A 23,421-nucleotide genomic window follows, 5' to 3' on the forward strand; every position below is an offset into this window, starting at 1 on the left:
TTGCAAATATATTTATTTTAAATTGATTATCTAACAATCAATTTCTTTGTAATGCTATTTGACTCTTGAGTGATTTTAACTAAGTAAACTCCAGATTTTAAAGCTGAAATGTTCAAGCTTTCGTTAGAGTTCATTTCTTGAGAAATAACTGCTTTACCTAAAATATCATAAACTTCAACAGTAAAATCATCTGAATTTGAAGTGTTGATGTTTACATAAGTTCCTTGAGTAGGGTTAGGATAAACGCTAAATTCAGTAGCGTCAAAAGATGTGTTTCCTAAAGTTGCATTGAAATCATCTAAGCTTCTTGGGAATAACTGACCATCTCCTCCAAATTCAGAAACAATACCTACAACATTGTTTAATTGAGTTGATGGAATTACTTCACCAATAAAATCAGCATTTTGAAATTGAGTTCTAAGAATAGTTGAGTTTGATCCATCGGTTAAAGTGTAGTTAGTTCCTGCAGCGAACATTGCAGTACCATCACCTTCAGTAATTGTTACATTTTCGATAGCAACAACTTCAGATTCGTAGTTATTAAAGTTTGTAAGCAACTCATTAATCGTGATAATTTGTGGCACAATTTCGTTGTTATTAGAAGTTGCGACACCTGGATCTTCACTTGGGATGAATTGCATGATACCGTTGTATTCAGATACAGAACCTGTGATCCCAGTGATACCATCTCCAATATTATAAGATGTTGTAATGTTTCCAGCAGGATCATCAATTAATATAGCAGCAGTAGCATCTTCAATATACTTTTGACCTCTAAAGTTTTGTTGGAAAGTCAATATAGCCTCGCTTGATAAAGTGAATAGGCTTCCATCTTGAGCGCTAGCTCTTAAAGCTGCGATATCAGAAACAGTACTTGTAGAAACAACATTAAAGTTAACTTCAGCAGTTACAGCAGGAGATAAAGGTTGGTCGCTTTGATCAAGCAATTCCATGCTAACACTGTGTGCACCTTCACTTAAACCAACTAGGCTAATAGGAGTTGAATCATATTGAGCAATTGGTGTACCACCATCAACAGTGTAAGAGATATAGCCATCACCAGTTCCATTTCCTAAAGCGAAGTTTTGAACGCTAAATTCAACGTCAACGTCACCAGAAGAAATGTTTTGACCTTCAGCAGGTGTTAAAATTGCTAATGCAGGACCAGATAATGCTTCAACTTTAAAGTTGTCAATGTAAAATAAGGAACCATCAACCCAGTCATCAGCGATATCATAAAAACGAATACCAAATTCTTGAGAACCATCTGCTGTTGGCGTGTATTCAAAAGAAATTGTTTGCCATTGGTTAATAACAGCAGGATCAGAATATTGGCTTGGTTCATAACCAGTAGCGTTAAAGACTCTAACTCTTGCTTGGCTGTTAGTTGCGTAAACATCTAGACTTACCTTATAAGTTGTTCCGCTAACTAAACTCACTGACTGTCTGATGTCAGTATTTCCTTGATCCTGAGTAAGTAAATTAACACTTGCAGATGAGTTACCTTCTGAAACAAAAGCTGCATCAGTGTTTTCTGTCAAGTCAGTTGTTGAAAAATCAATAACTGGCCATCCGTCAGGTGCACCTGATGTCCAATCTTCAAAGCTACCGTTGGTTGCCAAGTTTTGACCAACCATCGCAAAGCTAAAAAGCAAAGCAAATAATAAAGTAATTTTTTTCATAATGTTTGTTTTTAATTTTCGCTTCAAATATAGGCTTTTTTAAGCTATTTGTCATTCATAAGTTAATAGACTTAACGATTTGATGATATAAGTCATGATTATCATTTTTAAAATATGGATTTGATAAAGGAAAAATTAATAGTATTTTTATTTGATAATAAAAACTAAAAGAGTTAATGAACATTATCAATTATTGAAAATGCAAACTGCTCTTTTTGGTATAATATTTTTTAGTTATTAAAGGTTAACTAAAGTTTACTAAAAAACTCCTTATCATAATTATTTATTAATTTAGGTGTCTGATATATTTGTCTAAATTTGTATCAGAAATATTTAAAATCTTTATGGAAAAATCAGAGATTACAATTTTAATTGCAGATGACGATCCGGATATTTTAGAAATATTAAGTTATAATCTTAAACAAGAAGGTTACAAGGTTGTAAAAGCTGAAAATGGCGCTAAGGCTGTTAAGAAAGCCAAGAAGAAAAAGCCTGAACTCATCATCTTAGACGTGATGATGCCTGAAATGGATGGAGTTGAAGCCTGTGAGAAAATTAGAGAGATTAAAGGTTTAGAAAATACCGTCATTACATTTTTAACAGCAAGAGCAGAAGATTACTCTCATGTTGCAGGTTACGATGCTGGAGCTGATGACTATATTACCAAGCCTATTAAGCCTAAAGTATTGATGAGCAAAATCAAAGCTTTGCTGCGTCGTTTTAGAACTGAAGGACCTGAAGAATTAAATATTTACAGCGTTGGCGATATGACTGTTAATCGAGATGAATATAAAGTCACTAAAGCTGATCAAGAATTTTCGCTCCCACGAAAAGAATTTGAGCTTCTCGCTTTGCTATCTTCTCAACCTGAAAAGGTTTTCAAACGTGAAGATATCCTCAATACAGTTTGGGGGGATGAAGTGATTGTGGGCGGCCGTACAATTGATGTTCACATTAGAAAACTGCGTGAGAAAATTGGTAACGATAGATTTAAGACCGTTAAAGGCGTTGGTTATAAATTTGTTGTTTAATGTCTATTAAATATAAACGCTCATATAAATTTGCTTTTTTCACTTCGACTTATATCACATTATTTCTAAGTGCACTTATTCTTGTTTACCAGTATTATTTTTTTGAAGTCTTATGGCTTTCTATCTTGATATTTGCACTGCTTTGTTATATCTTTTCTTTTTTTATTATACAATTACGTATAGAGTATTTTATATACAAACGTGTTAAATCTGTTTATGATAGCGTTGCATTGTTAGATGCCGAGTCTTTGAGTTCTCAACGATTAACTTCAGATATGAAAACTTTAACTGCAGAAGTTGAGCGATTTGCCAAACATAAAAGATTAGAAATAGAGACTCTAAAAGGTCGTGACAGTTACCGAAAAGAATTTATGGGTAATGTAGCTCATGAGCTTAAAACGCCACTGTTTACAGTGCAAGGTTATATCTTGACTTTGCTTGATGGCGCTTCTAATGATGAAAAAGTTAGAGATAAATACTTGGCAAGAGCTAGTAAAGGTGTTGATCGTTTGATATACATCGTGAAAGATCTAGATATGATTACCAAATTAGAAACAGGTGATCTTAATCTTTTTCAAGAGAAATTTGATATCAATGAACTTTTGGATGGCGTGCATGATTTGTTGGAAATGAAAGCTGCCAAAAAAGAAATAAGTATCAGTATCCACTCTTATGCAAAACCAATTTTTGTTAAAGCTGATAAAGAACGTATGCAGCAGGTTTTAGCAAATTTAGTAGTTAACTCAATTAAGTATGGTAAAAAGGGAGGGATTGTTAAAATGGTCGTTGAAGACATTTCTTCTCATAAAATAAAAGTAAGCGTTAGCGATAATGGAGAAGGTGTTAAGGCTCAAAATATTCCTCGACTTTTTGAACGCTTTTACAGAGTTGACAAAAGTGGATCACGTAAAGAAGGCGGTTCGGGTTTAGGTTTGTCTATTGTTAAACATATTGTTGAAGCGCATCAAGAAAAAGTGAAAGTCGATAGTGAATATGGTGTTGGTAGTGAATTCTCATTTACTCTAACGAAGTATCAGGAAGAATGAGTTTAGTATCTTCAGAATTCAATTTTTGAAATCCAGTGTATTTTTGGTCCATACTCATGAAATCTGCGGCTTCAATGTCTTTTTGATTTTTGTAATCAAAGATTCCTTTCTTTTTGAGGTGTTTGGCTAAATAAATTTGTTCTGGTTGCTGAGGTGTCGGAATCAGAATTCCTTTTTTATGAAGCCGCGCTAAATCCATCAAACTTGAATAACCAGATCTACATATTATATATGACGATGCATTAAGTGTGTCAGAAAGTTCCTGACTTGTCATATAATTGACATAAGTGAATCTATGATATTTGAAGGTTTTCTGTTCATCCTCTAAGCGTCCACCTATCATAATTGATTTTTCTTCTTTCTTCTCAAAAATAGCAATCAATTTTTTTTCTAATAAACTGCGCTGAGGCTCTGGGCCAGACAACAAAACACAAAAATCATAAGTTGAAGGAGCTTCTTTTTTTTTAAAAGCAGAACATAAGCCGATGTAATGTATTTTATTCTCAGCTTTTTTCCATTGAGATAGCCGACCACTTAATTTGTTTTCCCCTCGACTATCAGGAACCCAAATTTGATCAAATTTATTAAGGAAATATCTGTAAATAACATGAGGGAGCCAAGCTGAAAAATGATATTTAAGGTTGAGCTGATGTGAAACGATCACCGATTTTACAGTTTTGCTTCTGACGCCTAAGCGATTATCAGAAATAATTAAATCGATTTTTTCAGCATTACAAATTTCACGTGTTATCCTTTTTTCTCTTTTTATATGAAGAAGCATTTTAAAACTCGCTTTAAATAAGCTGAGTTTCATGTAGGTTTTCCCTTGACTATAAATAATATCAGCAGATTGAAATTGATAGCTTTTTAATTCTGGAAATTCTTTATTTAATATGTCTAAAGCTTTGCCATCACTTGCAATCACAATGCGGTGCTCTTGAGATAGTAGTTTTCTAATAATCGGAATACAACGCGTCGCGTGACCCAAACCCCAATGAAGTGGTGCTACAAGAATATTTAATTTTCGCATCAATTTTTATTTCAGTTTGAGTACAACCTTTAAATCCTTAATTTTACAAAAAATTTAATTGTGGGGAGTAAAAATAAATTAAAACGTTTTAAAGAAAACGAAACATTTGAAAATGTTATACAGCCAACGCGAGAAGAAGTCGTTGAAGAAAGAATGAAATACAGAGGCCAGTGGGCTTCTTCATTCTTTAATAATGAAAATCCAATTGTATTAGAGCTTGGTTGTGGCAAAGGCGAATATACTGTTGAGTTGGCTAAACAGAATCCTGACAAAAATTTTATTGGTATCGATATTAAAGGTGCACGTTTTTGGCGAGGCGCAAAAACAGCTACAGAAGAGAATCTTGATAATGTTTGCTTTATCAGAACACAAATAGAGCTCGTCCATCATATTTTTGAAGAAAATGAAATCAGCGAAATCTGGATTACCTTCCCTGATCCTCAAATTAAATGGAAAAGAACAAAACATAGAATGACAAATCCTGCTTTCTTAGAAAAATATAAACATATTCTCAAGCCAGAAGGAATTATGCATCTAAAGACAGATAGTGAATTTATGCATGGTTATACATTAGGTATTTTAGAAGGTTTATCCTATAATATCATATATGCACATCATGATATTTACGTAAATCATGAAGCGCCAACAGAAGTTGTAGGCATCCAAACTTTTTATGAATCGCAATATTTGAAAGAAAACAAAGCGATTACATATTTAAAATTTAATTTTAAATCATAATTTGGTAGAGCTACAAGTTTATATACTCACTTACCTTGCAGCCTTGGCTGGAGTTATTCCGCCTGGTCTAATCAATATGTCTGTTGCAAAAGCTTGCCTCAATCGTGGTAAAAGAGCTGCATTTATGATGGCTGTTGGCGCCAGTATTATCGTTTTAATTCAAGCCACAGTTTCAGTTCTTTTGTCCTCATATATTTTTAATCATCCATTTGTTAAAGGGATGTTGTTAAGAACAGGTTTGGTGATTTTAATTTTGATGATGCTTTATTTTTTATTTACAGCGATTTATAGTAAATCCAAAAATGAGATAAGTAAATCGAAATCTTCTCGTAGCTTCTTAAACGGTCTTTTAATTGCTACTTTAAATGTTTTTCCTATTCCTTATTTTGTAGTTTTATCAACTGTTTTTGGATCTGAGTTCGAATTTAAATTCACGATTATAAATATTATTCTTTTTGCTTTAAGTGCGGCATTGGGGACATTTACAACCTTATATGCTTACATTGTTTTTTTTATAAAAATTGAAGATAAGACCACAACCTTTAAAAAATATTCAAACTATTTCATGGCAGCTTTGATGCTTATCTTGGCTTGCGTTACTACATGGAGAATTTATTATAAAGGCGGATGAAAAAGACAGAAGATTTTTATGAAAAAGTTTATGAGGTTGTCCGTCAAATTCCTGATGGAAAAGTCACCAGTTATGGAGCAATTGCAAAAGCAATAGGCGCAACCAAAAGCGCAAGAACTGTTGGTTACGCCATGAATAATTCATTAAAAAGTGACGCTGGATTACCTGCTCATCGCGTTGTAAACCGAAATGGCGTCTTGACAGGAAAACATCATTTTAATGAAATTGATCTGATGCAAAAACGACTTGAGGCTGAAGGTCATGTTGTTGAAAATGATCAGATTAAGAATTTTCAAGAAGTTTTTTGGGATCCGTTCGAACTCTATTAAAATCAAGATAAAAGCATCTTTATTAATCGCATAAATCGTATATTTGCATTTAGATTAAATCTTAATAAATATCCCATAAGTTTATGAAACTCAATAAAGAAGATATCAAAAAGGCATTGTCAACAATAAGCGTTGCTGGCGAGGGTCAAAACATGGTTGAAAGCGGTGCAGTTCAAAATATAATCACTTTTGGTGATGAGGTTATTGTTGATTTGAAATTGAAAACACCAGCTTTAAATATTCGTAAACGTGCCGAAGTAGATGTAATGAAAGCTATCCACGAAAAGGTTTATGAAAAAGCAAAAGTTGAAGTTAAAGTTTCTGTTGAAGCATCATCTCAAAAGAAACAAACAAACGAGATTAAAGGTAAGCCTATTCCAGGTATTAAAAATATAGTCGCAGTTGCTTCTGGTAAAGGTGGCGTCGGAAAATCTACAATCACAGCTAATTTAGCTGTTAGTTTATCTAAACTTGGTTTTAAAGTTGGCTTGCTTGACGCTGATATTTACGGACCTTCTGGGCCAATTATGTTTGATGTTGCTAATGAAAAACCATTATCAGTCAATGTAAATGGTAAATCAAAAATGAAACCTATTGAAAACTACGGCGTCAAAATGCTATCAATTGGTTTTTTTACTAAACCAGATCAAGCCGTTATTTGGAGAGGACCAATGGCTGCAAAAGCATTGAACCAAATGATTTTTGATGCTGATTGGGGAGAGTTAGATTTCCTTTTAGTCGACCTACCTCCAGGAACTGGAGATATTCATTTATCTATCATGCAATCAATGCCTATTACAGGCGCTGTTGTTGTGAGTACGCCTCAAAATGTTGCTTTAGCCGATGCAAAAAAGGGTGTTGCAATGTTTAACCAAGAAAGTATCAATGTACCAGTTTTAGGTATTGTCGAAAATATGGCTTACTTCACACCAGCTGAATTGCCAGATCATAAATATTACATCTTTGGTGAAAAGGGAGCAAGCTATCTCGCAAAAGACTTAGATGTTCCATTTTTAGGTGAAATTCCACTTGTACAAAGTCTTCGTGAATCTGGCGATATCGGAAGGCCTGCTGCATTACAAGATGATACATTATTAAGTAATGCATTTTTAGAACTAACAAGAAATGTGGTACAGCAAGTTGTTGATCGTAATGAGAATTTACCTGAAACGGAAGCAATTCAAATCACAACGATGGCTGGCTGTAGCGCTGTAAATAAGTAGAATAATGACAGGACAAGAATTACATGATAAAGTGCAAGTTGCACTTGAAGAAATCAGACCATTTCTTAAAAATGACGGTGGTGATATCGAGCTGCTTGAGATCGAAGATGATAAGCATGTAAAAGTGAAATTGCTTGGGACTTGTATCGATTGCACAGTTAACCAAATGACATTGAAGTCTGGTGTTGAAATGACAATTAAAAAACACGTGCCGCAGATTGAATCTGTGACAAATGTGAAGGCTTAAAAACATTAAGCAAATTTGACAAAAGTCATTTGAATTCTTTTTAGGATCAATGACCTTTGCATTTTCAAAGTAAAAAAATATGATTGAAACAGATATTCTTATAATAGGTGCTGGACCAACAGGACTTTTTACAGTTTTTGAAGCAGGATTATTGAAATTAAAATGCCATTTAATTGACGGGCTTCCACAGCCTGGTGGACAACTTGCTGAACTCTATCCAAAAAAGCCTATTTATGATATACCAGGTTATCCAGAAGTTTTAGCTGGTGATTTGGTTGATAATCTAATGGAGCAAATCAAACCCTTTGAGCCTGGATTTACATTAGGAGAAAGAGCGCAGGATCTAGAAAAACTTGATGATGGAACTTTTATCGTTACGACAGATGAAGGTACAAAACATCACGCCAAAGTTGTTGCTATTGCTGGTGGTTTGGGTAGCTTTGAGCCTCGAAAACCACCAATATCAAACCTAGCAGATTACGAAAAGAAAGGTGTTTCTTATATGGTGAAGAATCCTGAAGATTACCGTGATCAATCTGTTGTTATTGCAGGTGGCGGTGATTCAGCTCTCGACTGGTCTATTTACCTTGCTGATATTGCTTCAGAAGTGACTTTGATTCATAGAAGAAATGAATTCAGAGGTGCTCTAGAATCTGTCGATCGTGTTAAAGAATTAAAAGATTTAGGTAAAATAAAACTAATCACTCCAGCTGAAGTTGTCGGTATAGAGGGTGAAAGCCAGCTTGAATCTCTCGTCATTAGAAAAAACAATAATCCTGAAGAGGATTTTAAAATAGAAACAGATCATTTTATTCCACTTTTTGGATTGTCTCCTAAATTAGGACCAATTTCAAAGTGGGGATTAGAGATTGAAAAAAATGCTATTAAAGTTGATAATTCATTAGATTACCAAACGAATGTTCCTGGTGTTTATGCCATTGGCGATGTGAATACATATCCAGGTAAACTCAAATTGATTTTGTGCGGTTTTCATGAAGCTACGATGATGTGCCAAAGTGCTTACCAGCGTATTTTTCCTGATAAACGTTACGTGATGAAATATACAACTGTTGGTGGTGTAACAGGTTTTGATGGGTCAAAAAAAGAAGCACCTAAAGCTGTGGTTAAAGCAATCGATTAATTTATGGATATCAAAATAACGATTACAGATCGTGAGGGAGAAACTCATGTCGTTGATGCGCCTACTGACATAGCGATGAATTTAATGGAAATCGTAAGATCATACGAATTGGCCCCAGAAGGAACAATTGGTATTTGTGGCGGAATGGCTATGTGTGCATCTTGTCAATGTTATATTAAGTCCGACACTGAGTTACCAGAAATGGAAATGGACGAAGAAGCCATGCTTGCTGAAGCTTTTCATGTAAAAGAAAATAGTAGGCTGGGGTGTCAGATTCCTATTACTGAAGATTTAGAAGGCCTAGTCGTAGAATTAGCACCTGAAGAATAATATATTTTTATAACATTTAAACACTGTTGTTGATTGAATAAATTGGCAGCAGTTCTATTTTGCAATACCTTTTTGTAACTGAATTGTTTTCAAAATCTGATTCCAAACTTTTTCCCTAAGCTGATAAAATGTTTTTAAATTTTCGATTAGTTTTTCACAATTTGTGTCCTGATAAACAATCATTTCTTTGAGTTCATTTTTTAGGTTTTGAGTTAGATGCTCATTCTTTATTTCTTTTTCAAAAAACATTTTCAAAATTTCAAAATTATGTTTTGGAAACTTTTGTTGTAAATATTTAATAGTATTTAAAGATAGATTTGCAATCACTTTTCTTTGACTGAAAACTGAAAAAACTAACTTATGATGCTTTTGACTTGAAGAAATTTTTGAATAATAAAAATCAAAAAAATCCAATTGAGCTTGAGATAGTTCAATATTTTTAATGTCATTAAATTTTATATCAAGATAATCAAACAAGGCGGTAATTTCAGGTGAAGAATTATCTTTGTTTGAATTCATCTTTTCTAAATAATAAATTTCAATTGCATAACTTTCCAAAAAGCAATTTAAATCCTGAGGACTTTCTATCAGTGGAAATAAAAAGTGATCTCTGGTTTCACTTTCATTTTGTCTCGATATTTCTTCTAAGTTCTTTATACAGCTCATATTAAATAATAAAAAAAGCGGCTTTGATTAAAACCGCTTTTGAAGTAAAAATTAATTTTTTTTTATTTAAAAGCAGGAATTCCTGTGACATCTGCACCTGTAATTAGTAGGTGGATGTCGTGTGTTCCTTCGTAAGTGATGACACTTTCTAAATTCATCATGTGTCGCATAATGCTATATTCGCCAGTAATTCCCATGCCACCAAGCATTTGTCTTGCTTCTCTAGCGATATTAATTGCCATGTCTACATTGTTACGTTTTGCCATAGATATTTGTGCTGTAGTCGCTTTGCCTTCGTTTTTAAGTTGACCTAAGCGTAAAGCAAGCAATTGTGCTTTTGTGATTTCAGTAATCATTTCAGCAAGTTTCTTTTGTTGTAGCTGAAAGCTTGCAATAGGTTTGTCAAATTGCATACGTTCTTTTGAATATCTTAAAGCCGTGTCGTAGCAATCCATCGCGGCACCAATTGCACCCCAAGCAATACCAAATCTTGCAGAATCTAAGCAAGAAAGTGGAGCGCCTAAACCACTTTTGCCAGTTAGTAAATTTTCTTTAGGAACTTTCACGTTGTCAAAAATAAGCTCACCTGTTGCTGATGCTCTTAGCGACCATTTGTTATGTGTTTCCGGTGTTGAAAATCCTTCCATGCCACGCTCTACAATTAATCCATGGATACGACCTTCTTCGTTTTTCGCCCAAACAACAGCGATATCACAAAAAGGAGCATTCGAAATCCACATTTTTGCACCATTGAGTAGGTAATGATTACCTTTATCTTTATAGTTTGATGTCATTCCGCTTGGGTTAGAACCGTGATCTGGTTCAGTTAAACCAAAAGCACCCATAAATTCTCCTGAAGCTAATTTTGGAAGAAATTTCTTTTTTTGTTCATCAGTTCCATAAGCGTAAATCGGGAACATCACGAGTGATGATTGTACAGATGCAGTTGATCTTACACCGCTATCACCACGCTCGATTTCTTGCATGATTAAGCCATAAGAAATTTGGTCTAAACCTGCGCCGCCATATTCTTCTGGAATGTACGGGCCAAAGGCACCGATCTCTGAAAGACCTTTGATAATTGATTTCGGGAATTCAGCTTTTTGTGCTGCTTCTTCAATAATCGGACTGACATCTCTTTTAACCCAATCACGGGCAGCTTGCCTGACAAGTCTGTGTTCTTCGGTTAATAAATCATCAATATTGTAATAATCTGGAGCTTGAAAAGTATCTTGTTTCATAATTTCTAATAAATTGACCCAAATTTAAGGAATATTCAGATCATCTTGACTTGACTTTTGTTATAATTTTAGAAAATTCTTAGTCAAAACAAGTTTGTTTTTTATAAGAAGCCAGTTTACATTTTGAGATAGAAATCTTTTACCAAATTGATGTATTCTTCAGTGTAATCATGTCTCGCATTTTCAATCACAAGTTCAGAGATTAGCGTTTCTGTTTTAGTAAACGTCAAATTGATCAAACTTCTTTTAATTTCAGTTTCTTTTCGTCCTTTTATATTTAAAATATCAGAAGGATAGAGTTGATATTTTTCAGCGATTTTAAGAAATTCATTTTCAGCTTGAGCAGGAATAATCACTGAGAAATTTCCTTTTTGAGATAGAAATTTTTTAACGCCAAATATCAATTCTTCAAAAGTTAAGGCATCTTGAAAACGTGCTTTTTCACGTGAAAGATCTAAATTTAAATTGTTTTGCTTTTTAAAGTAAGGTGGGTTAGAGACAATGAGATCGTAAGTTTCGTCGACCTCTTCAGTGAATTCTTGAAAACTAGCGTGATAACAGAACAGACGGTCGCTCCACGGACTTTCTTCAAAGTTGTGAACACATTCTTCAAAAGCGGAATCATCTAATTCAATCCCATCAATTTGTTCAGCATAACTGCGTTGTGCAAGCTGTAAAGCAATAATGCCTGTGCCGCTGCCAACATCCAAAATGCTTTTAGTATTGTCATTAATTTTTGCCCAAGCACCAAGTAAAACAGCATCAGTGCCAACCTTCATGGCAGCATGTTGATGATGGATAGTAAACTCTTTAAAACGAAATGGTTTCTCTGACAAAACTGAAGTTTGTTTTATAGGTATAAATCAAGAAGACCTTCAGGTAGATTAAAGTCGATGCGTTTATTATCTTTATCAATCTCTTTGATAAAAGCATCATTCACAGGTACTAAAATTTCTTTTCCGTCTTTATCAATTAAAAACAAAGCCTGTGGCGAGTTGCTGTCAATACCTTTTATTTTACCAAAAAAACCTTCTTGAGCATCGTGTGCTTCAAATCCGGCAACTTCATGAAAGTAAAATTGTGAATCATCGAGATCAGGAAGTTCAGAAAGTGGTAAGTAAACAGCCTTTTTTATCAAATCCAAAGCATCTGCTTCGTTGTCAACATCTTCAAGTTTAACGCGGAGAAGGTTTGTTTTCTGCAGATTAGATTTTATAATAAAAAAAGGAATCAGCTTGTCGTTAAAATCGACAAGAACTGATTCCAAGTTTGTGTAAGCTCCAGGCTCGTCCGTATCAAGTTTGATTTGAACTTCACCTTTGAAACTAAATTTACTGACAATTTCTCCAAGATAAAAACATTCATCTTTTGTCATCGCCAATTTTTTAAGCTTTGTCTTCTTCGTTAGACTCTTCAGCTTGCGCTTCTTCAGTTTTACCTTCAGCAGCCTCGGCAGCTTCAGCTTCTGCAGCAGCTTTCGCCTCATCATCAGCAGCTTTTGCTTCAGCCTCGCGCTTAGCGTTCACTTCTTTTTCAGCAGCTAATGCTTTTTCTTTAGCATCTTTCTCTTTCTGACGAGCGCTAGCGTTAGCAGAATCAACTTTTGAATTTTTTTCTTCTAACCAAGCTTCAAACTTTTTGTTTGCTTCTTCTTCAGTTAATGCGCCTTTATCAACTCCTGCAAGCAAGTGTTTCTTAAGCATCGCACCTTTGTAAGATAGAATTCTTTTTGCTGTATCAGTTGGTTGAGCACCTTTGCGTAACCACTTCACAGAAGCATCGACATCTAATTCTATCGTTGCTGGAATTGTTGTTGGATTGTAAATTCCTAATTTCTCAATGAATTTACCATCTCTTTTTTCACGACTATCTGTCGCAACTACCCAAAAAAACGGTTTTCCTTTTCTACCGTGTCTTTGTAATCTGATTTTTGTAGGCATAAAAAATTAAATTTTGAGGTTCTCGACCTCCGTTATTAATAATCGGCAAAGATAAGTTTTATTTTTCTAAAATTTTCAATTATGTATTCATAATTTTTATATTACATTTGTTAGCAAAATTTTAAGAATGAAGCGATTTACCCTAGTTTTTCTTATTGCCATCCTTACTTTAAGTTGTTCTGATACAATTACAAGAGATGAAACAGTGTTTCAAACAATGATTGATAATGACTTTTTTAGATCTCAAACAGGAGTAGCTTATCTAAACGATGAAGGACATTTGACTATTGAAAGTACAACGAATGAGAGTGTAAAATTAACCACCGAGTTTAGTCAACCAGGTATTTATACACTTGCACCAACGGGAGTTAATTCTGCAACCTATAAAACTTATTTAGGAGATGTTTATACCTCAAAACATTCAAATGTTGACGGAGTTATAGAGATTTTACAAATTAATGAAGATGGTTACGATGGTAATTTTAACTTCAATGCTGTCAATGAAACTGGTGATACGATTGTTTTTCATAAAGGTGCTTTTTTTAATGTGCCATTAGGAAATCCTGGCGGAGGTGATATTGACGAGCCAGGCGATTTGCCTACAGAGTATATGTTAGCAACTATTGATGGAACTTTACTGGAAACTCAAGGCGTAACAAGATCAATTTCGGATGGTCGTATTTCTGTAACTGGTGATTTTGACGGAGCTGAAATTAATATTTCTTATCCAGAAACACTCGAACCAGGAACTTACACCATCGCTGATCAAGCTGATTTAAGTATGGATTATACTGAAGGCGGAACACTTGATGCAGCAACTTCAGGTCAATTGACAATCAACGCTGCCGAAAACGGATTTTATTTAGGAACTTTTAATTTCACAACAGAGTCAGAACTTCTTATTGAGGCAGGCTCTTTTAATGTACAATAATATTTTGGGCGTTACCTTGCTTAAAAAAAAGCAAGGTCAGGCTTTCCGCTGTATCTTTGCTTTTAAAAAAAAGCAAAGGATGCCGCATCAATCCTTAACGCAAGTTGAGGATTTTTTTATTTAAAAGTTTTCTAATAAAAACAGAAATCAATTGAAGTTTCGCCTCGCACTTTTTAATATCTCACTCAATTCATTATCAAATTTCTTTTTTTATTAATAAAGATTTCTTGTTTTGAGATTCTTATTTAATTATTTTAAACCCAATTTATAATTGTTTTCAGAAAGTGTTTTTAGCTAAAAATCATTGTGGATAACTTCTTGACTTAAGCATCAAGCTCGCATCTTTTTTTGTGTAATTTTACGCAAAATCTTGCTCTATGTATATCATATTCGATACCGAAACTACGGGTTTACCAAAACGCTGGAATGCGCCAATCTCCGATGTTGATAATTGGCCAAGAGCCATACAAATCGCATGGCAGGTGCATGATGAATGGGGCGAACTTGTAGAGCATCAAGATTTTTTAATCAAGCCTGAAGGTTTTGATATTCCTTATGATTCAGAGCGTATTCACGGAATTTCTACAGCTTTAGCCGAAGAGAAAGGCGTGCCGATTCTTGAGGTTTTAGAAAAATTTAATATTGCCTTAGGCAAAGCTAAATTCGTAGTTGGGCAAAATGTTGGTTTTGATGTCAATATTATGGGAGCGGAATATTACCGTGCTCAAGTTGACTCGCCAATGACGGAAATGCCAGTGCTTGATACCTGTACAGAAACCACAGCTGAACTTTGTCAAATTCCTGGCGGTCGAGGTGGTAAGTTTAAATTACCAACATTAACTGAATTACACGAAAAGTTATTTGGCGTTCCTTTTAGTGAAGCGCACAACGCAACTGCAGATGTTGAGGCGACAACACGTTGTTTTCTTGAGCTGATCAGAACAAACATTTATTCTGAGAATAAACTTCAAGCTGAAAACGGTTATCTTCAAGAGTTTCAAGCAAAAAACCCAGAACCTTTTAAAGGCATTGGTTTAAAGCATGTGAATCTTCAGAAGGCTTCAGAAAAAATTAAAAAGGCGCAAAGCGATTCTTCAAACGAGCCAACGAAAGCTGAAATGAATGAGAATCTTGAAAAAATTCAAGATGCAAATTTTATTCATTTACATAACCATAGTCAGTTTTCAGTTTTACAATCTACAACATCGATTCCTGATTTGGTTGAGGTGGCTGCCAAACATAAAATGCCAGCAGTTGCTTTAACAGATCATGCCAATATGATGGGCGCTTTTCATTTTGTGAATGCAGTTCAGAAGCATAATAAATCTATTGATGAGGAAAGTGATCAAGTGAAAATCAAACCGATTATTGGCTGTGAGTTTTTTGTGTGTGAAGATCATTTAGATAAATCTCACAAAGACAATGGTTATCAAATTGTGCTTTTAGCTAAAAACAAAAAAGGCTATCACAATTTGGCAAAAATGTCTTCTATTGGTTTTACAAAAGGTTTTTACTATGTGCCACGTATCGACAAGAAAGTCGTTGAAAAGTATAAAGATGACCTGATTGTATTATCAGGAAATATGTATGGTGAAATTCCAAGTAAAATTCTGAATATCGGCGAAAAGCAAGCCGAAGAAGCTTTGTTGTGGTGGAAAGAAACTTTTCAAGATGACTTTTACATCGAGTTGATGCGTCACGGTCAAGAAGATGAAGATAGAGCAAATGAGGTTTTAATCAAGTTTGCAAAAAAACATCAAGTTAAACTAGTGGCTTCTAACAATACTTACTACGCAGATCAAGAAGATGCCAACGCACACGACATTTTACTGTGTGTAAAAGATGGTGAAAAACAATCGACACCAATTGGTCGTGGTCGTGGTTATCGTTATGGCTTGCCAAATGACAAGTATTATTTTAAGTCAACAGAGGAAATGAAATCTCTTTTTAAAGACGTTCCTGAAGCAATTACGCATACGCAAGAAATAGCTGATAAAGTTGAAGCTTACGAATTGGCGCGTGATGTATTATTGCCTGCCTTTGGTATTCCTGAGCGTTTTCTTGATGCAAAAGATGAAGAAGATAATGGCAAACGAGGTGAAAATGCTTATTTAAAATACCTCACTTTTGAAGGTGCAAAAGAGCGTTATGGTGAAATAACACCTGATATTGAAGAAAGACTGAATTTTGAATTATCAGTGATTGCTAATACAGGTTATCCGGGATACTTCTTAATTGTTGAAGATTTTATTCGTGAAGCCAGAAAAATGGATGTTTCTGTTGGGCCAGGTCGAGGATCGGCAGCGGGAAGTGCTGTGGCTTATTGCTTGAAAATTACAAATATTGACCCGATAAAATACGACTTGCTTTTTGAGCGTTTTTTGAATCCTGAACGTGTGAGTATGCCAGATATTGATATCGATTTTGATGATGAAGGCCGAAGTCGCGTCATGGATTATGTCATCGATAAATATGGTGAAAATCAAGTTGCCCAAATTATCACTTACGGAACAATGGCTGCTAAATCTGCCATTCGAGATACAGCGAGAGCTTTAGATCTACCTTTATATGAAGCTGATCGTATTGCAAAGTTGGTTCCTGATATGTCAAAACTCCACAAGATTTTTGGCAAAGATGAAAAAGAATTAAGAGCAAAATTCAGATCTGAAGATGTTGAAAAAGTGATGGAATTAATCGGGATTTCAGAGCAAAATACACCTGAAGCTGAAACGGTTAATCAGGCTAGAATTCTGGAAGGCTCTGTTCGAAATACAGGAATTCACGCTTGTGGTGTGATTATCACACCAGATGATATTACCAAATTCGTCCCTGTTTCTGTCGCAAAAGATTCAGACTTATACGTCACTCAATTTGACAACTCAGTTGTTGAAGACGCTGGTCTGCTCAAGATGGACTTTTTAGGTTTAAAAACTTTGACGCTGATTAAAGACACGGTTTCTATTGTTAAAGCTAGACATGGTTTAGATCTTGATCCTGAAGCTTTCCCTTTAGATGACGAGAAAACTTACGAGCTTTTCCAGCGTGGAGAAACAGTTGGTGTTTTTCAATATGAATCTCCAGGGATGCAAAAACACATGAAGGATTTAAAGCCAACTGTTTTTGAAGATTTGATTGCGATGAACGCGCTTTATCGTCCAGGGCCGATGGAATATATCCCGAGTTTTATTAAAAGAAAACATGGCGCTGAAGAGATTAGCTATGATTTACCTGAAATGGAGGAATACCTTGAGGAAACCTACGGAATTACGGTTTACCAAGAGCAGGTGATGTTACTATCGCAGAAATTGGCAAGTTTTACCAAAGGTGAAGCCGACGTGTTGCGTAAAGCCATGGGGAAAAAGTTGCAAGATGTTCTTGCGAAGCTTAAACCAAAGTTTATTGAGCAAGCGAAAGCAAATGGACATCCTGAAGATAAACTAGAGAAAATTTGGAAAGACTGGGAGGCTTTTGCGAGTTATGCATTTAATAAATCTCACTCCACGTGTTATGCTTTTGTGGCTTATCAAACCGCTTATTTAAAAGCGCATTATCCAGCAGAATACATGGCGGCTGTACTTTCGAATAACATGAACGATATTAAAAAAGTGACTTTCTTTATGGAAGAATGTCGACGAATGGGATTACCTGTTTTAGGACCTGATGTCAATGAATCTTACCATAAATTCTCTGTGAATAAAGAAAATGCCATTCGTTTTGGAATGGGAGCGGTCAAAGGCGTTGGCGGTGGGGCTGTCAAAACAATAGTTGAAAACAGAAAAGAAGATGGACATTACAAATCTATTTTTGATCTAGCTAAACGTATTGATTTACGAGCCGCCAATAAAAAGGCTTTTGAAAGTTTAGCCTTAGCAGGCGCTTTTGATAGTTTAGGAAATGTGCACCGTGCGCAATATTTCCATCAAACAGAAGGCGAATTAACTTTTATTGAAAAAGTTGTCAAGTTTGCAGCAAAATATCAAGAGAATAAAAATTCAGCTCAAGTCAGTCTTTTTGGAGAAGCGAGTGACGTTCAAATTCCTGAACCAGAAGTGCCACCTTGTGATGAATGGCACACCATGAAAACACTGAAAGCTGAAAAAGAAGTGATAGGCTTATTTCTTTCAGGACATCCGCTTGATGATTTTAAACTTGAAATGAATAATTTCTGCTCTCATGATTTACGCGTTTTTGAGTCTATCGAAGATCACTTGAATAAAGAAATTAGTATTGGTGGCGTGATCACGGAATTTGCTCATAAAACCAGTAAAATGGGAAAAGGTTTTGCCGTTTTTACTGTTGAAGATTATTACGATAGCCACGAGTTCTGGATTTTTGGTGAGGAGTATCTGAAATTCAGACACTTTTTAACGCTTGATAGTTTTGTGCATATAAGAATGACAGCAACACAATTTATTGATAGAAAAACAGGCGAACCTGGTCGTGTACGCATCAAGTTTAAAAACTTCAAACAATTGCATGAAGTTTTAGCTGAGTTTTCAAAACGAATCAAATTACAGCTTGACATCAATCAGTTAACTGAAGAAAACATTGAAAAGTTGGAAGAGTTGATTCTTTTAAATCAAGGTGAGAAACAATTGAATTTTCTGCTTTTTGAAAGAGAGAATAAAATCAAACTCGATATGGCGAGTCGATCAAAATCTGTCGATATCAATAAAGAATTATTAGCAGGTTTAGATGACATTAATTTTCATTATAAATTGATGAAATAATTTAAGATTAATTAAACCTCTTGATATTTTAAATATGTTAAGGGGTTTACTCATTCTTATTGATTATTGTAATTTTGAATAAAAATTATAAGTGATGAAAATCTTATTAAGATTGATTATTTCTGCGATTATTGTTGTGGTTTTAGCAAACATACTTCCTGGTGTTTATGTTGATAGCTTTTTAATTGCTGTTGTTGCTGCTGCAGTGATATCAATGCTGAATCTTTTTGTAAAGCCAATTTTACTCATCTTAACTTTACCAGTGACCATTATAACTTTTGGTTTATTCCTGTTGGTCATTAATGCTATTATTATTTTGCTGGGTGATGCCTTGGTGTCAGGATTTCAAGTTGACGGTTTTTGGTGGGCATTATTATTTAGTTTATTGCTGACTTTCTTCCAATCTCTTGTATTTCAGCTTGCCGAAAAAGCATAATTTTTTATGAAGAAAATCAATCTTTTTGCAGCGTCAGTTGTGACGCTATTTGTCTTTCCAGCGGTTGCTTTTGTTGTTGGACATTTCAGCGATTCGTTTGATTACTTTTCAATTTTCCCAGAGTTTTTTAGCGGTTTATCAATAGGAGTAGGGTTATTATTTGGTCTCATTGCTTCAGGATTAGGGATTCTGCTTTTAAAGCTTGATATCTTTAAAAATGTCAAGAGTTTTTATTCAGAAATCTTTGCAGATGTAGAGATCAAAACACCAGATATCATTTTTTATTCACTGTGCGCAGGCATAGGAGAGGAGATTTTCTTTAGAGGAATGTTGCAAGAGTTCTTTGGTATCTGGCCAGTCGCAATCTTCTTTGTTTTGATTCATGGTTACTTGAATTTCAAGGATTGGAAGAAAAGCATTTATGGCGTATTTCTGATTCTGATTTCTGCTGGTTTTGGTTATTTATATGAGTATTTTGATATCTATGCTGCCATATTAGCACATACGATTTATGATATTTTTATGTTTAAACTCTTGTTGAAATCTAAGGAAAAACAAACTTGATTTTCATTCATAATCAAGTCAATACCTCAAAATAAACTTGATTTAAGTATTTGATGAACTGATTATCAAAAACTTGTCAAGACGTTAAATAAATTGTAGTTTTGCAAACTCAAAAAACTATTGGATAGAAATGGATATAAGTTTAGAAAATAAAGATGCATTAAATGCAGTTGTAAAAGTTGATATCGCTAAAGAAGATTATAGCGAAAAGGTTGATGGTGTTTTAAATAATTACAGAAAAACAGCTAACATTCCAGGTTTTCGTAAAGGAATGGTTCCTAAAGGAATGATTAAAAAACAATATGGTCAAGCGGTTTTAGTTGATGAGGTGAATAGACTTTTACAAGATTCACTGAACAATTATATCGCTGAGCAAAAGTTAGATATTTTAGGAAATCCACTTCCAGTTCAACAAGACAATTTTGATTGGAATGCTGAAAACTATAGTTTTGAATTTGAGTTAGGTCTTGCGCCTGAATTCGAATTAAGCCTTGATAATAAAGAGCCAATTACGCATTACATCGTAACTGCTGATGAAGAAATGATTGACAACCAAGTCAAAATGATCCAGAAGCAATATGGAAAAATCGTTTCTCAAAACGAAGTTAAAGAAGGCTACACAATTGAAGGTGTTTTCCATAATGAAGAAGAAGGTATTGAGCACAACACAAGTTTCAATATTGATGAAGTTGACGGAAAAACAAATGCTAAACAGATTTTAGGTGCTAAAACTGGTGAGCAAGTGACTGTTAAGACTAACAAGCTTTTTAAAGACGATGAAACTTTAGCAAGTAAATTAGGTATTGATGCTGAAAAAGCTGAAGACCTTAAAGTTGAATTGACCTTAACGATTAACGAAATCAACGAAAATATTCCTGCTGAACTGAACCAAGAGCTTTTTGATAAGTATTTTGGTGAAGGTGAAATCACTTCAGAAAAAGAAATGCGTGAAAAGATCGCTAAAGATTCTGAGCAAACTTTCGCACAACAAGGCGATCAGCAATTATTAAATGACATTACTGAGCACTTAATCGGTTCAGTTGATTTTGAATTACCATCAGAATTTTTGGTCAAATGGTTGCAAACGCAAGGTGAGCAAAAAATGACTGAGGAAGAAGCGCGTGAAGAGTTTGAAAATTCTAAGAAAGGTTTAAAATACCAATTGATTGAAGGAAAGATTATCAAAGCAAACGATTTAGAGGTTTCTCAAGAAGACCTTAAATCAATGGCGATTGATAGAATTAAAGCGCAAATGGCGCAATTTGGTCAAGCAAATTTACCTGACGATCAGTTAGAAGATATCGCAATGCGTGTGTTGTCAAATCAAGATGAGGCAAGAAAAATGGCTGAACAAGCGATGAGTCAAAAGCTTCTTGATTTTTATAAAGAAAAAATGAACCTTAAAGAAGAAAAGGTTACTTATAAAGAGTTTATCGATAAGGTTTACAAATAAACATCTATTCATAGACGAAGAATTTAAATATGCTAAAAGATAACTTTTAGCATATTTTTTTCATAAACTAATCAAGTTCAGTTTATCTTCGTAGCACAAATTTGAAAATAATGGATTTAAATAAAGAATTTCAAAAATTTGCGACTAAAGATCAAGGGATCAATAGCAATTATTACGACAAGATTATCACGAGTATGTATCCTGTTGGGATGACGCCAAACATTATTGAAGAACGTCAAATGAATGCCGTGGCAATGGATGTTTTTTCTAGATTAATGATGGATAGAATCATTTTCTTAGGAACACCAATCAATGATCAAGTCGCGAATATTATACAAGCACAACTTCTGTTTTTAGAAAGTACCGATGCAGCAAAAGATATCCAAATTTATATCAATTCTCCAGGCGGAAGCGTTTATGCAGGTCTCGGGATTTATGATACAATGCAGTTTATCAAACCAGATGTTGCGACAATTAATACAGGTATTGCTGCCTCTATGGGAGCGATTTTGTTATGCGCAGGAGCAGAAGGTAAAAGAAGTGGTTTGCCGCATTCACGTGTGATGATTCACCAACCTATGGGTGGCGCTCAAGGTCAAGCTGATGATATTGAGATTACTGCTAAGCAAATCATTATGTTGAAAGAAGAACTTTATAAAATTCTCTCTAAACATACAGGGAAATCTTATGATGAGGTTTATGAAGATGGTGACCGTGATTTTTGGATGAATTCTTCAGAAGCAAAAGATTACGGAATGATTGATGAAATCTTGAAGAGAGATTAAAAATAAGTTATGGCTAAAGAAGTATTAGAATGTTCATTTTGTGGACGTAAAAAAGCAGAAACCAATTTATTGATTGCTGGTTTAGATGCACATATCTGTGATCGTTGTATTGAACAAGCGCACGGTATTGTGATAGAAGAAGCGAAACAAGATTCTAAATCTGATTTGTCTTCTGAGCTCAAACTCAAAAAACCAAAAGCAATTAAATCATTTTTGGATGAATACGTCATTGGGCAAGATCAAACCAAAAAAGTAATGTCAGTTGCTGTTTACAACCATTACAAACGTATTCTGCAACCAAAAACCGATGATGATATTGAGATTCAAAAATCAAATATTGTTGTAGTTGGACAAACAGGAACAGGAAAAACATTGGTCGCAAAAACAATTGCAAAAATGTTAAACGTTCCTCTAGCTATTGTTGATGCTACAATATTAACAGAAGCTGGTTATGTAGGTGAAGATGTTGAAACCATCTTAACAAAACTCCTTGCAGCTGCAGATTATAATGTTGAAAAAGCACAAAGAGGAATTGTTTTTATCGACGAAATTGATAAAATAGCACGTAAAAGTGATAATCCTTCTATTACACGTGATGTCAGTGGTGAAGGTGTGCAACAAGCATTGTTAAAACTTTTAGAAGGCACAACGGTTAACGTACCGCCAAAAGGAGGCCGAAAGCATCCTGATCAAAAATTCATTGAAGTTGATACAGAAAATATTTTGTTTATTGCAGGTGGTGCTTTTGATGGAATAGAACGTACTATTTCAAAACGTTTGAACATGCAAGCTGTTGGTTATGGCGCTTCAAAAAAAGGTGAAGATATTGATAAAGAAAATTACCTGAAATACATCACACCAAGAGATTTAAAAGAATACGGACTCATACCTGAAATCATTGGACGTTTGCCTGTGTTGTCTCACATGAATCCTTTAGATAAAGACACCTTAAAACTGATTTTGACAGAACCTAAAAATGCAATTATCAAACAATATCAAAAATTGTTTGAAATGGATGATGTTGATTTTAGCATTACTGATGGTGCGCTCGACTATATTGTCGAAAAAGCATTGGAGTATAAATTAGGCGCAAGAGGCTTGCGTGCATTATGCGAGACAATTCTCACAGATGCAATGTTTGATTTGCCTGAAAGCGATGTGAAAGAATTTAAAGTCACAAAAACCTATGCAGAAAAAGCATTAAACAAATCAAACCTTAAATTGCTGAAACAAGCGAGTTGATAGTT

The 23,421-nt window shown here is 34.6% G+C and carries 23 protein-coding genes; 16 read left to right on the forward strand and 7 right to left on the reverse strand.

The genetic code is table 11. The features are described 5' to 3' along the window. Nucleotides 1-26: 26 nt before the first annotated feature. Entirely contained in the window at nt 27-1,682 is a 1,656-nt protein-coding gene (locus BLV84_RS10625; RefSeq protein ID WP_093244969.1) for a T9SS type A sorting domain-containing protein, read from the reverse strand. Between the two features lie 344 nt (nt 1,683-2,026). On the opposite strand from BLV84_RS10625, the gene BLV84_RS10630 reads away from it, so the two are divergent. Both BLV84_RS10630 and BLV84_RS10635 read left to right on the forward strand, forming a co-directional pair. Continuing rightward, nucleotides 2,027-2,713, forward strand: a complete 687-nt coding sequence (locus tag BLV84_RS10630; protein WP_093244973.1) for a response regulator transcription factor — start codon at nt 2,027-2,029, stop codon at nt 2,711-2,713. Next, nucleotides 2,713-3,759, forward strand: a complete 1,047-nt coding sequence (locus tag BLV84_RS10635) for a sensor histidine kinase (RefSeq protein ID WP_093244978.1) — start codon at nt 2,713-2,715, stop codon at nt 3,757-3,759. The genes BLV84_RS10630 and BLV84_RS10635 overlap by 1 nt, the downstream gene beginning before the upstream one ends. Here the strand turns inward: BLV84_RS10635 and BLV84_RS10640 are convergent. Continuing rightward, the gene (locus BLV84_RS10640) at nt 3,731-4,789 is read right to left on the reverse strand and encodes a glycosyltransferase (RefSeq protein ID WP_093244984.1); all 1,059 of its coding nucleotides are present in this window, start codon (nt 4,787-4,789) and stop codon (nt 3,731-3,733) included. The genes BLV84_RS10635 and BLV84_RS10640 overlap by 29 nt on opposite strands. A 60-nt stretch (nt 4,790-4,849) precedes the next feature. Here BLV84_RS10640 and trmB point away from each other — a divergent pair, with 60 nt between their 5' ends. The 7 genes from trmB (at nt 4,850) to BLV84_RS10675 (ending at nt 9,428) form a co-directional block, all read left to right on the forward strand. Then, the gene (trmB, locus tag BLV84_RS10645; RefSeq protein ID WP_093244988.1) at nt 4,850-5,527 is read left to right on the forward strand and encodes a tRNA (guanosine(46)-N7)-methyltransferase TrmB; all 678 of its coding nucleotides are present in this window, start codon (nt 4,850-4,852) and stop codon (nt 5,525-5,527) included. Between the two features lies 1 nt (nt 5,528). Then, the gene (locus tag BLV84_RS10650) at nt 5,529-6,158 is read left to right on the forward strand and encodes a LysE family translocator (RefSeq protein ID WP_093244993.1); all 630 of its coding nucleotides are present in this window, start codon (nt 5,529-5,531) and stop codon (nt 6,156-6,158) included. After that, nucleotides 6,155-6,487, forward strand: a complete 333-nt coding sequence (locus BLV84_RS10655; RefSeq protein WP_093244998.1) for an MGMT family protein — start codon at nt 6,155-6,157, stop codon at nt 6,485-6,487. The genes BLV84_RS10650 and BLV84_RS10655 overlap by 4 nt, the downstream gene beginning before the upstream one ends. An 83-nt stretch (nt 6,488-6,570) precedes the next feature. Next, entirely contained in the window at nt 6,571-7,710 is a 1,140-nt protein-coding gene (locus BLV84_RS10660; protein ID WP_093245003.1) for an Mrp/NBP35 family ATP-binding protein, read from the forward strand. A 4-nt stretch (nt 7,711-7,714) separates the two neighbouring features. Then, a complete protein-coding gene (locus BLV84_RS10665; RefSeq protein ID WP_093245008.1) occupies nt 7,715-7,957 on the forward strand; it encodes a NifU family protein in 243 nt (80 codons plus the stop codon). 79 nt (nt 7,958-8,036) lie between these two features. Continuing rightward, a complete protein-coding gene (locus BLV84_RS10670; RefSeq protein WP_093245012.1) occupies nt 8,037-9,098 on the forward strand; it encodes an NAD(P)/FAD-dependent oxidoreductase in 1,062 nt (353 codons plus the stop codon). Nucleotides 9,099-9,101: 3 nt separating this feature from the next. Then, a complete protein-coding gene (locus BLV84_RS10675; RefSeq protein ID WP_093245016.1) occupies nt 9,102-9,428 on the forward strand; it encodes a 2Fe-2S iron-sulfur cluster-binding family protein in 327 nt (108 codons plus the stop codon). A 54-nt stretch (nt 9,429-9,482) separates the two neighbouring features. Here BLV84_RS10675 and BLV84_RS10680 read toward each other — a convergent pair whose 3' ends face one another. The 5 genes from BLV84_RS10680 to BLV84_RS10700 all read right to left on the reverse strand — a co-directional run bounded on the left by BLV84_RS10680 (nt 9,483) and on the right by BLV84_RS10700 (nt 13,275). Continuing rightward, complete coding sequence (locus BLV84_RS10680; RefSeq protein ID WP_093245021.1) at nt 9,483-10,094, reverse strand: DUF3050 domain-containing protein; 612 nt, start codon at nt 10,092-10,094, stop codon at nt 9,483-9,485. Between the two features lie 62 nt (nt 10,095-10,156). Next, the gene (locus tag BLV84_RS10685; RefSeq protein ID WP_093245025.1) at nt 10,157-11,335 is read right to left on the reverse strand and encodes an acyl-CoA dehydrogenase family protein; all 1,179 of its coding nucleotides are present in this window, start codon (nt 11,333-11,335) and stop codon (nt 10,157-10,159) included. A gap of 116 nt (nt 11,336-11,451) precedes the next feature. Next, the gene (locus tag BLV84_RS10690) at nt 11,452-12,171 is read right to left on the reverse strand and encodes a tRNA1(Val) (adenine(37)-N6)-methyltransferase (RefSeq protein WP_234953142.1); all 720 of its coding nucleotides are present in this window, start codon (nt 12,169-12,171) and stop codon (nt 11,452-11,454) included. A 14-nt stretch (nt 12,172-12,185) separates the two neighbouring features. Continuing rightward, nucleotides 12,186-12,710: a ribosome maturation factor RimM gene (gene rimM, locus BLV84_RS10695; RefSeq protein WP_093245030.1), complete on the reverse strand. Its 525-nt coding sequence runs from the start codon at nt 12,708-12,710 to the stop codon at nt 12,186-12,188. A gap of 10 nt (nt 12,711-12,720) precedes the next feature. Next, nucleotides 12,721-13,275 (reverse strand): 30S ribosomal protein S16, encoded by a 555-nt coding sequence (locus BLV84_RS10700; protein ID WP_093245035.1) that lies wholly within the window; start codon nt 13,273-13,275, stop codon nt 12,721-12,723. Between the two features lie 127 nt (nt 13,276-13,402). On the opposite strand from BLV84_RS10700, the gene BLV84_RS10705 reads away from it, so the two are divergent. The 7 genes from BLV84_RS10705 to clpX all read left to right on the forward strand — a co-directional run bounded on the left by BLV84_RS10705 (nt 13,403) and on the right by clpX (nt 23,416). Next, on the forward strand, nt 13,403-14,206 hold the full coding sequence (locus tag BLV84_RS10705; protein WP_093245040.1) for a DUF6252 domain-containing protein: 804 nt from the start codon (nt 13,403-13,405) through the stop codon (nt 14,204-14,206). A 377-nt stretch (nt 14,207-14,583) separates the two neighbouring features. Continuing rightward, nucleotides 14,584-18,936 (forward strand): DNA polymerase III subunit alpha, encoded by a 4,353-nt coding sequence (dnaE, locus tag BLV84_RS10710; protein WP_093245045.1) that lies wholly within the window; start codon nt 14,584-14,586, stop codon nt 18,934-18,936. 94 nt (nt 18,937-19,030) lie between these two features. Further along, nucleotides 19,031-19,372: a phage holin family protein gene (locus tag BLV84_RS10715; protein ID WP_093245049.1), complete on the forward strand. Its 342-nt coding sequence runs from the start codon at nt 19,031-19,033 to the stop codon at nt 19,370-19,372. A 6-nt stretch (nt 19,373-19,378) separates the two neighbouring features. Then, nucleotides 19,379-19,936, forward strand: a complete 558-nt coding sequence (locus BLV84_RS10720) for a CPBP family intramembrane glutamic endopeptidase (RefSeq protein ID WP_093245053.1) — start codon at nt 19,379-19,381, stop codon at nt 19,934-19,936. A gap of 130 nt (nt 19,937-20,066) precedes the next feature. Continuing rightward, nucleotides 20,067-21,389 (forward strand): trigger factor, encoded by a 1,323-nt coding sequence (gene tig / locus BLV84_RS10725; RefSeq protein ID WP_093245058.1) that lies wholly within the window; start codon nt 20,067-20,069, stop codon nt 21,387-21,389. 110 nt (nt 21,390-21,499) lie between these two features. Next, nucleotides 21,500-22,174 (forward strand): ClpP family protease, encoded by a 675-nt coding sequence (locus BLV84_RS10730; protein WP_093245063.1) that lies wholly within the window; start codon nt 21,500-21,502, stop codon nt 22,172-22,174. A 9-nt stretch (nt 22,175-22,183) separates the two neighbouring features. Then, complete coding sequence (gene clpX, locus BLV84_RS10735) at nt 22,184-23,416, forward strand: ATP-dependent Clp protease ATP-binding subunit ClpX (RefSeq protein WP_093245067.1); 1,233 nt, start codon at nt 22,184-22,186, stop codon at nt 23,414-23,416. Nucleotides 23,417-23,421: the final 5 nt, after the last annotated feature.

Origin of the sequence: Psychroflexus halocasei, assembly GCF_900107595.1 — a bacterium.
GTDB classification, from domain to species: Bacteria; Bacteroidota; Bacteroidia; order Flavobacteriales; family Flavobacteriaceae; genus Psychroflexus; species Psychroflexus halocasei.

Coding starts and splice junctions, on each gene's coding strand:
- BLV84_RS10685 (WP_093245025.1), bottom strand. CDS start 11,335: ATGAAACAAGATACTTTTCAAGCTCCAGATTATTACAATATTGATGAT.
- BLV84_RS10635 (WP_093244978.1), top strand. CDS start 2,713: ATGTCTATTAAATATAAACGCTCATATAAATTTGCTTTTTTCACTTCG.
- BLV84_RS10720 (WP_093245053.1), top strand. CDS start 19,379: ATGAAGAAAATCAATCTTTTTGCAGCGTCAGTTGTGACGCTATTTGTC.
- dnaE (WP_093245045.1), top strand. CDS start 14,584: ATGTATATCATATTCGATACCGAAACTACGGGTTTACCAAAACGCTGG.
- BLV84_RS10715 (WP_093245049.1), top strand. CDS start 19,031: ATGAAAATCTTATTAAGATTGATTATTTCTGCGATTATTGTTGTGGTT.
- clpX (WP_093245067.1), top strand. CDS start 22,184: ATGGCTAAAGAAGTATTAGAATGTTCATTTTGTGGACGTAAAAAAGCA.
- BLV84_RS10675 (WP_093245016.1), top strand. CDS start 9,102: ATGGATATCAAAATAACGATTACAGATCGTGAGGGAGAAACTCATGTC.
- BLV84_RS10700 (WP_093245035.1), bottom strand. CDS start 13,275: ATGCCTACAAAAATCAGATTACAAAGACACGGTAGAAAAGGAAAACCG.
- BLV84_RS10660 (WP_093245003.1), top strand. CDS start 6,571: ATGAAACTCAATAAAGAAGATATCAAAAAGGCATTGTCAACAATAAGC.
- BLV84_RS10655 (WP_093244998.1), top strand. CDS start 6,155: ATGAAAAAGACAGAAGATTTTTATGAAAAAGTTTATGAGGTTGTCCGT.
- BLV84_RS10640 (WP_093244984.1), bottom strand. CDS start 4,789: ATGCGAAAATTAAATATTCTTGTAGCACCACTTCATTGGGGTTTGGGT.
- BLV84_RS10665 (WP_093245008.1), top strand. CDS start 7,715: ATGACAGGACAAGAATTACATGATAAAGTGCAAGTTGCACTTGAAGAA.
- BLV84_RS10670 (WP_093245012.1), top strand. CDS start 8,037: ATGATTGAAACAGATATTCTTATAATAGGTGCTGGACCAACAGGACTT.
- BLV84_RS10630 (WP_093244973.1), top strand. CDS start 2,027: ATGGAAAAATCAGAGATTACAATTTTAATTGCAGATGACGATCCGGAT.
- tig (WP_093245058.1), top strand. CDS start 20,067: ATGGATATAAGTTTAGAAAATAAAGATGCATTAAATGCAGTTGTAAAA.
- BLV84_RS10625 (WP_093244969.1), bottom strand. CDS start 1,682: ATGAAAAAAATTACTTTATTATTTGCTTTGCTTTTTAGCTTTGCGATG.
- BLV84_RS10705 (WP_093245040.1), top strand. CDS start 13,403: ATGAAGCGATTTACCCTAGTTTTTCTTATTGCCATCCTTACTTTAAGT.
- rimM (WP_093245030.1), bottom strand. CDS start 12,710: ATGACAAAAGATGAATGTTTTTATCTTGGAGAAATTGTCAGTAAATTT.
- BLV84_RS10730 (WP_093245063.1), top strand. CDS start 21,500: ATGGATTTAAATAAAGAATTTCAAAAATTTGCGACTAAAGATCAAGGG.
- BLV84_RS10680 (WP_093245021.1), bottom strand. CDS start 10,094: ATGAGCTGTATAAAGAACTTAGAAGAAATATCGAGACAAAATGAAAGT.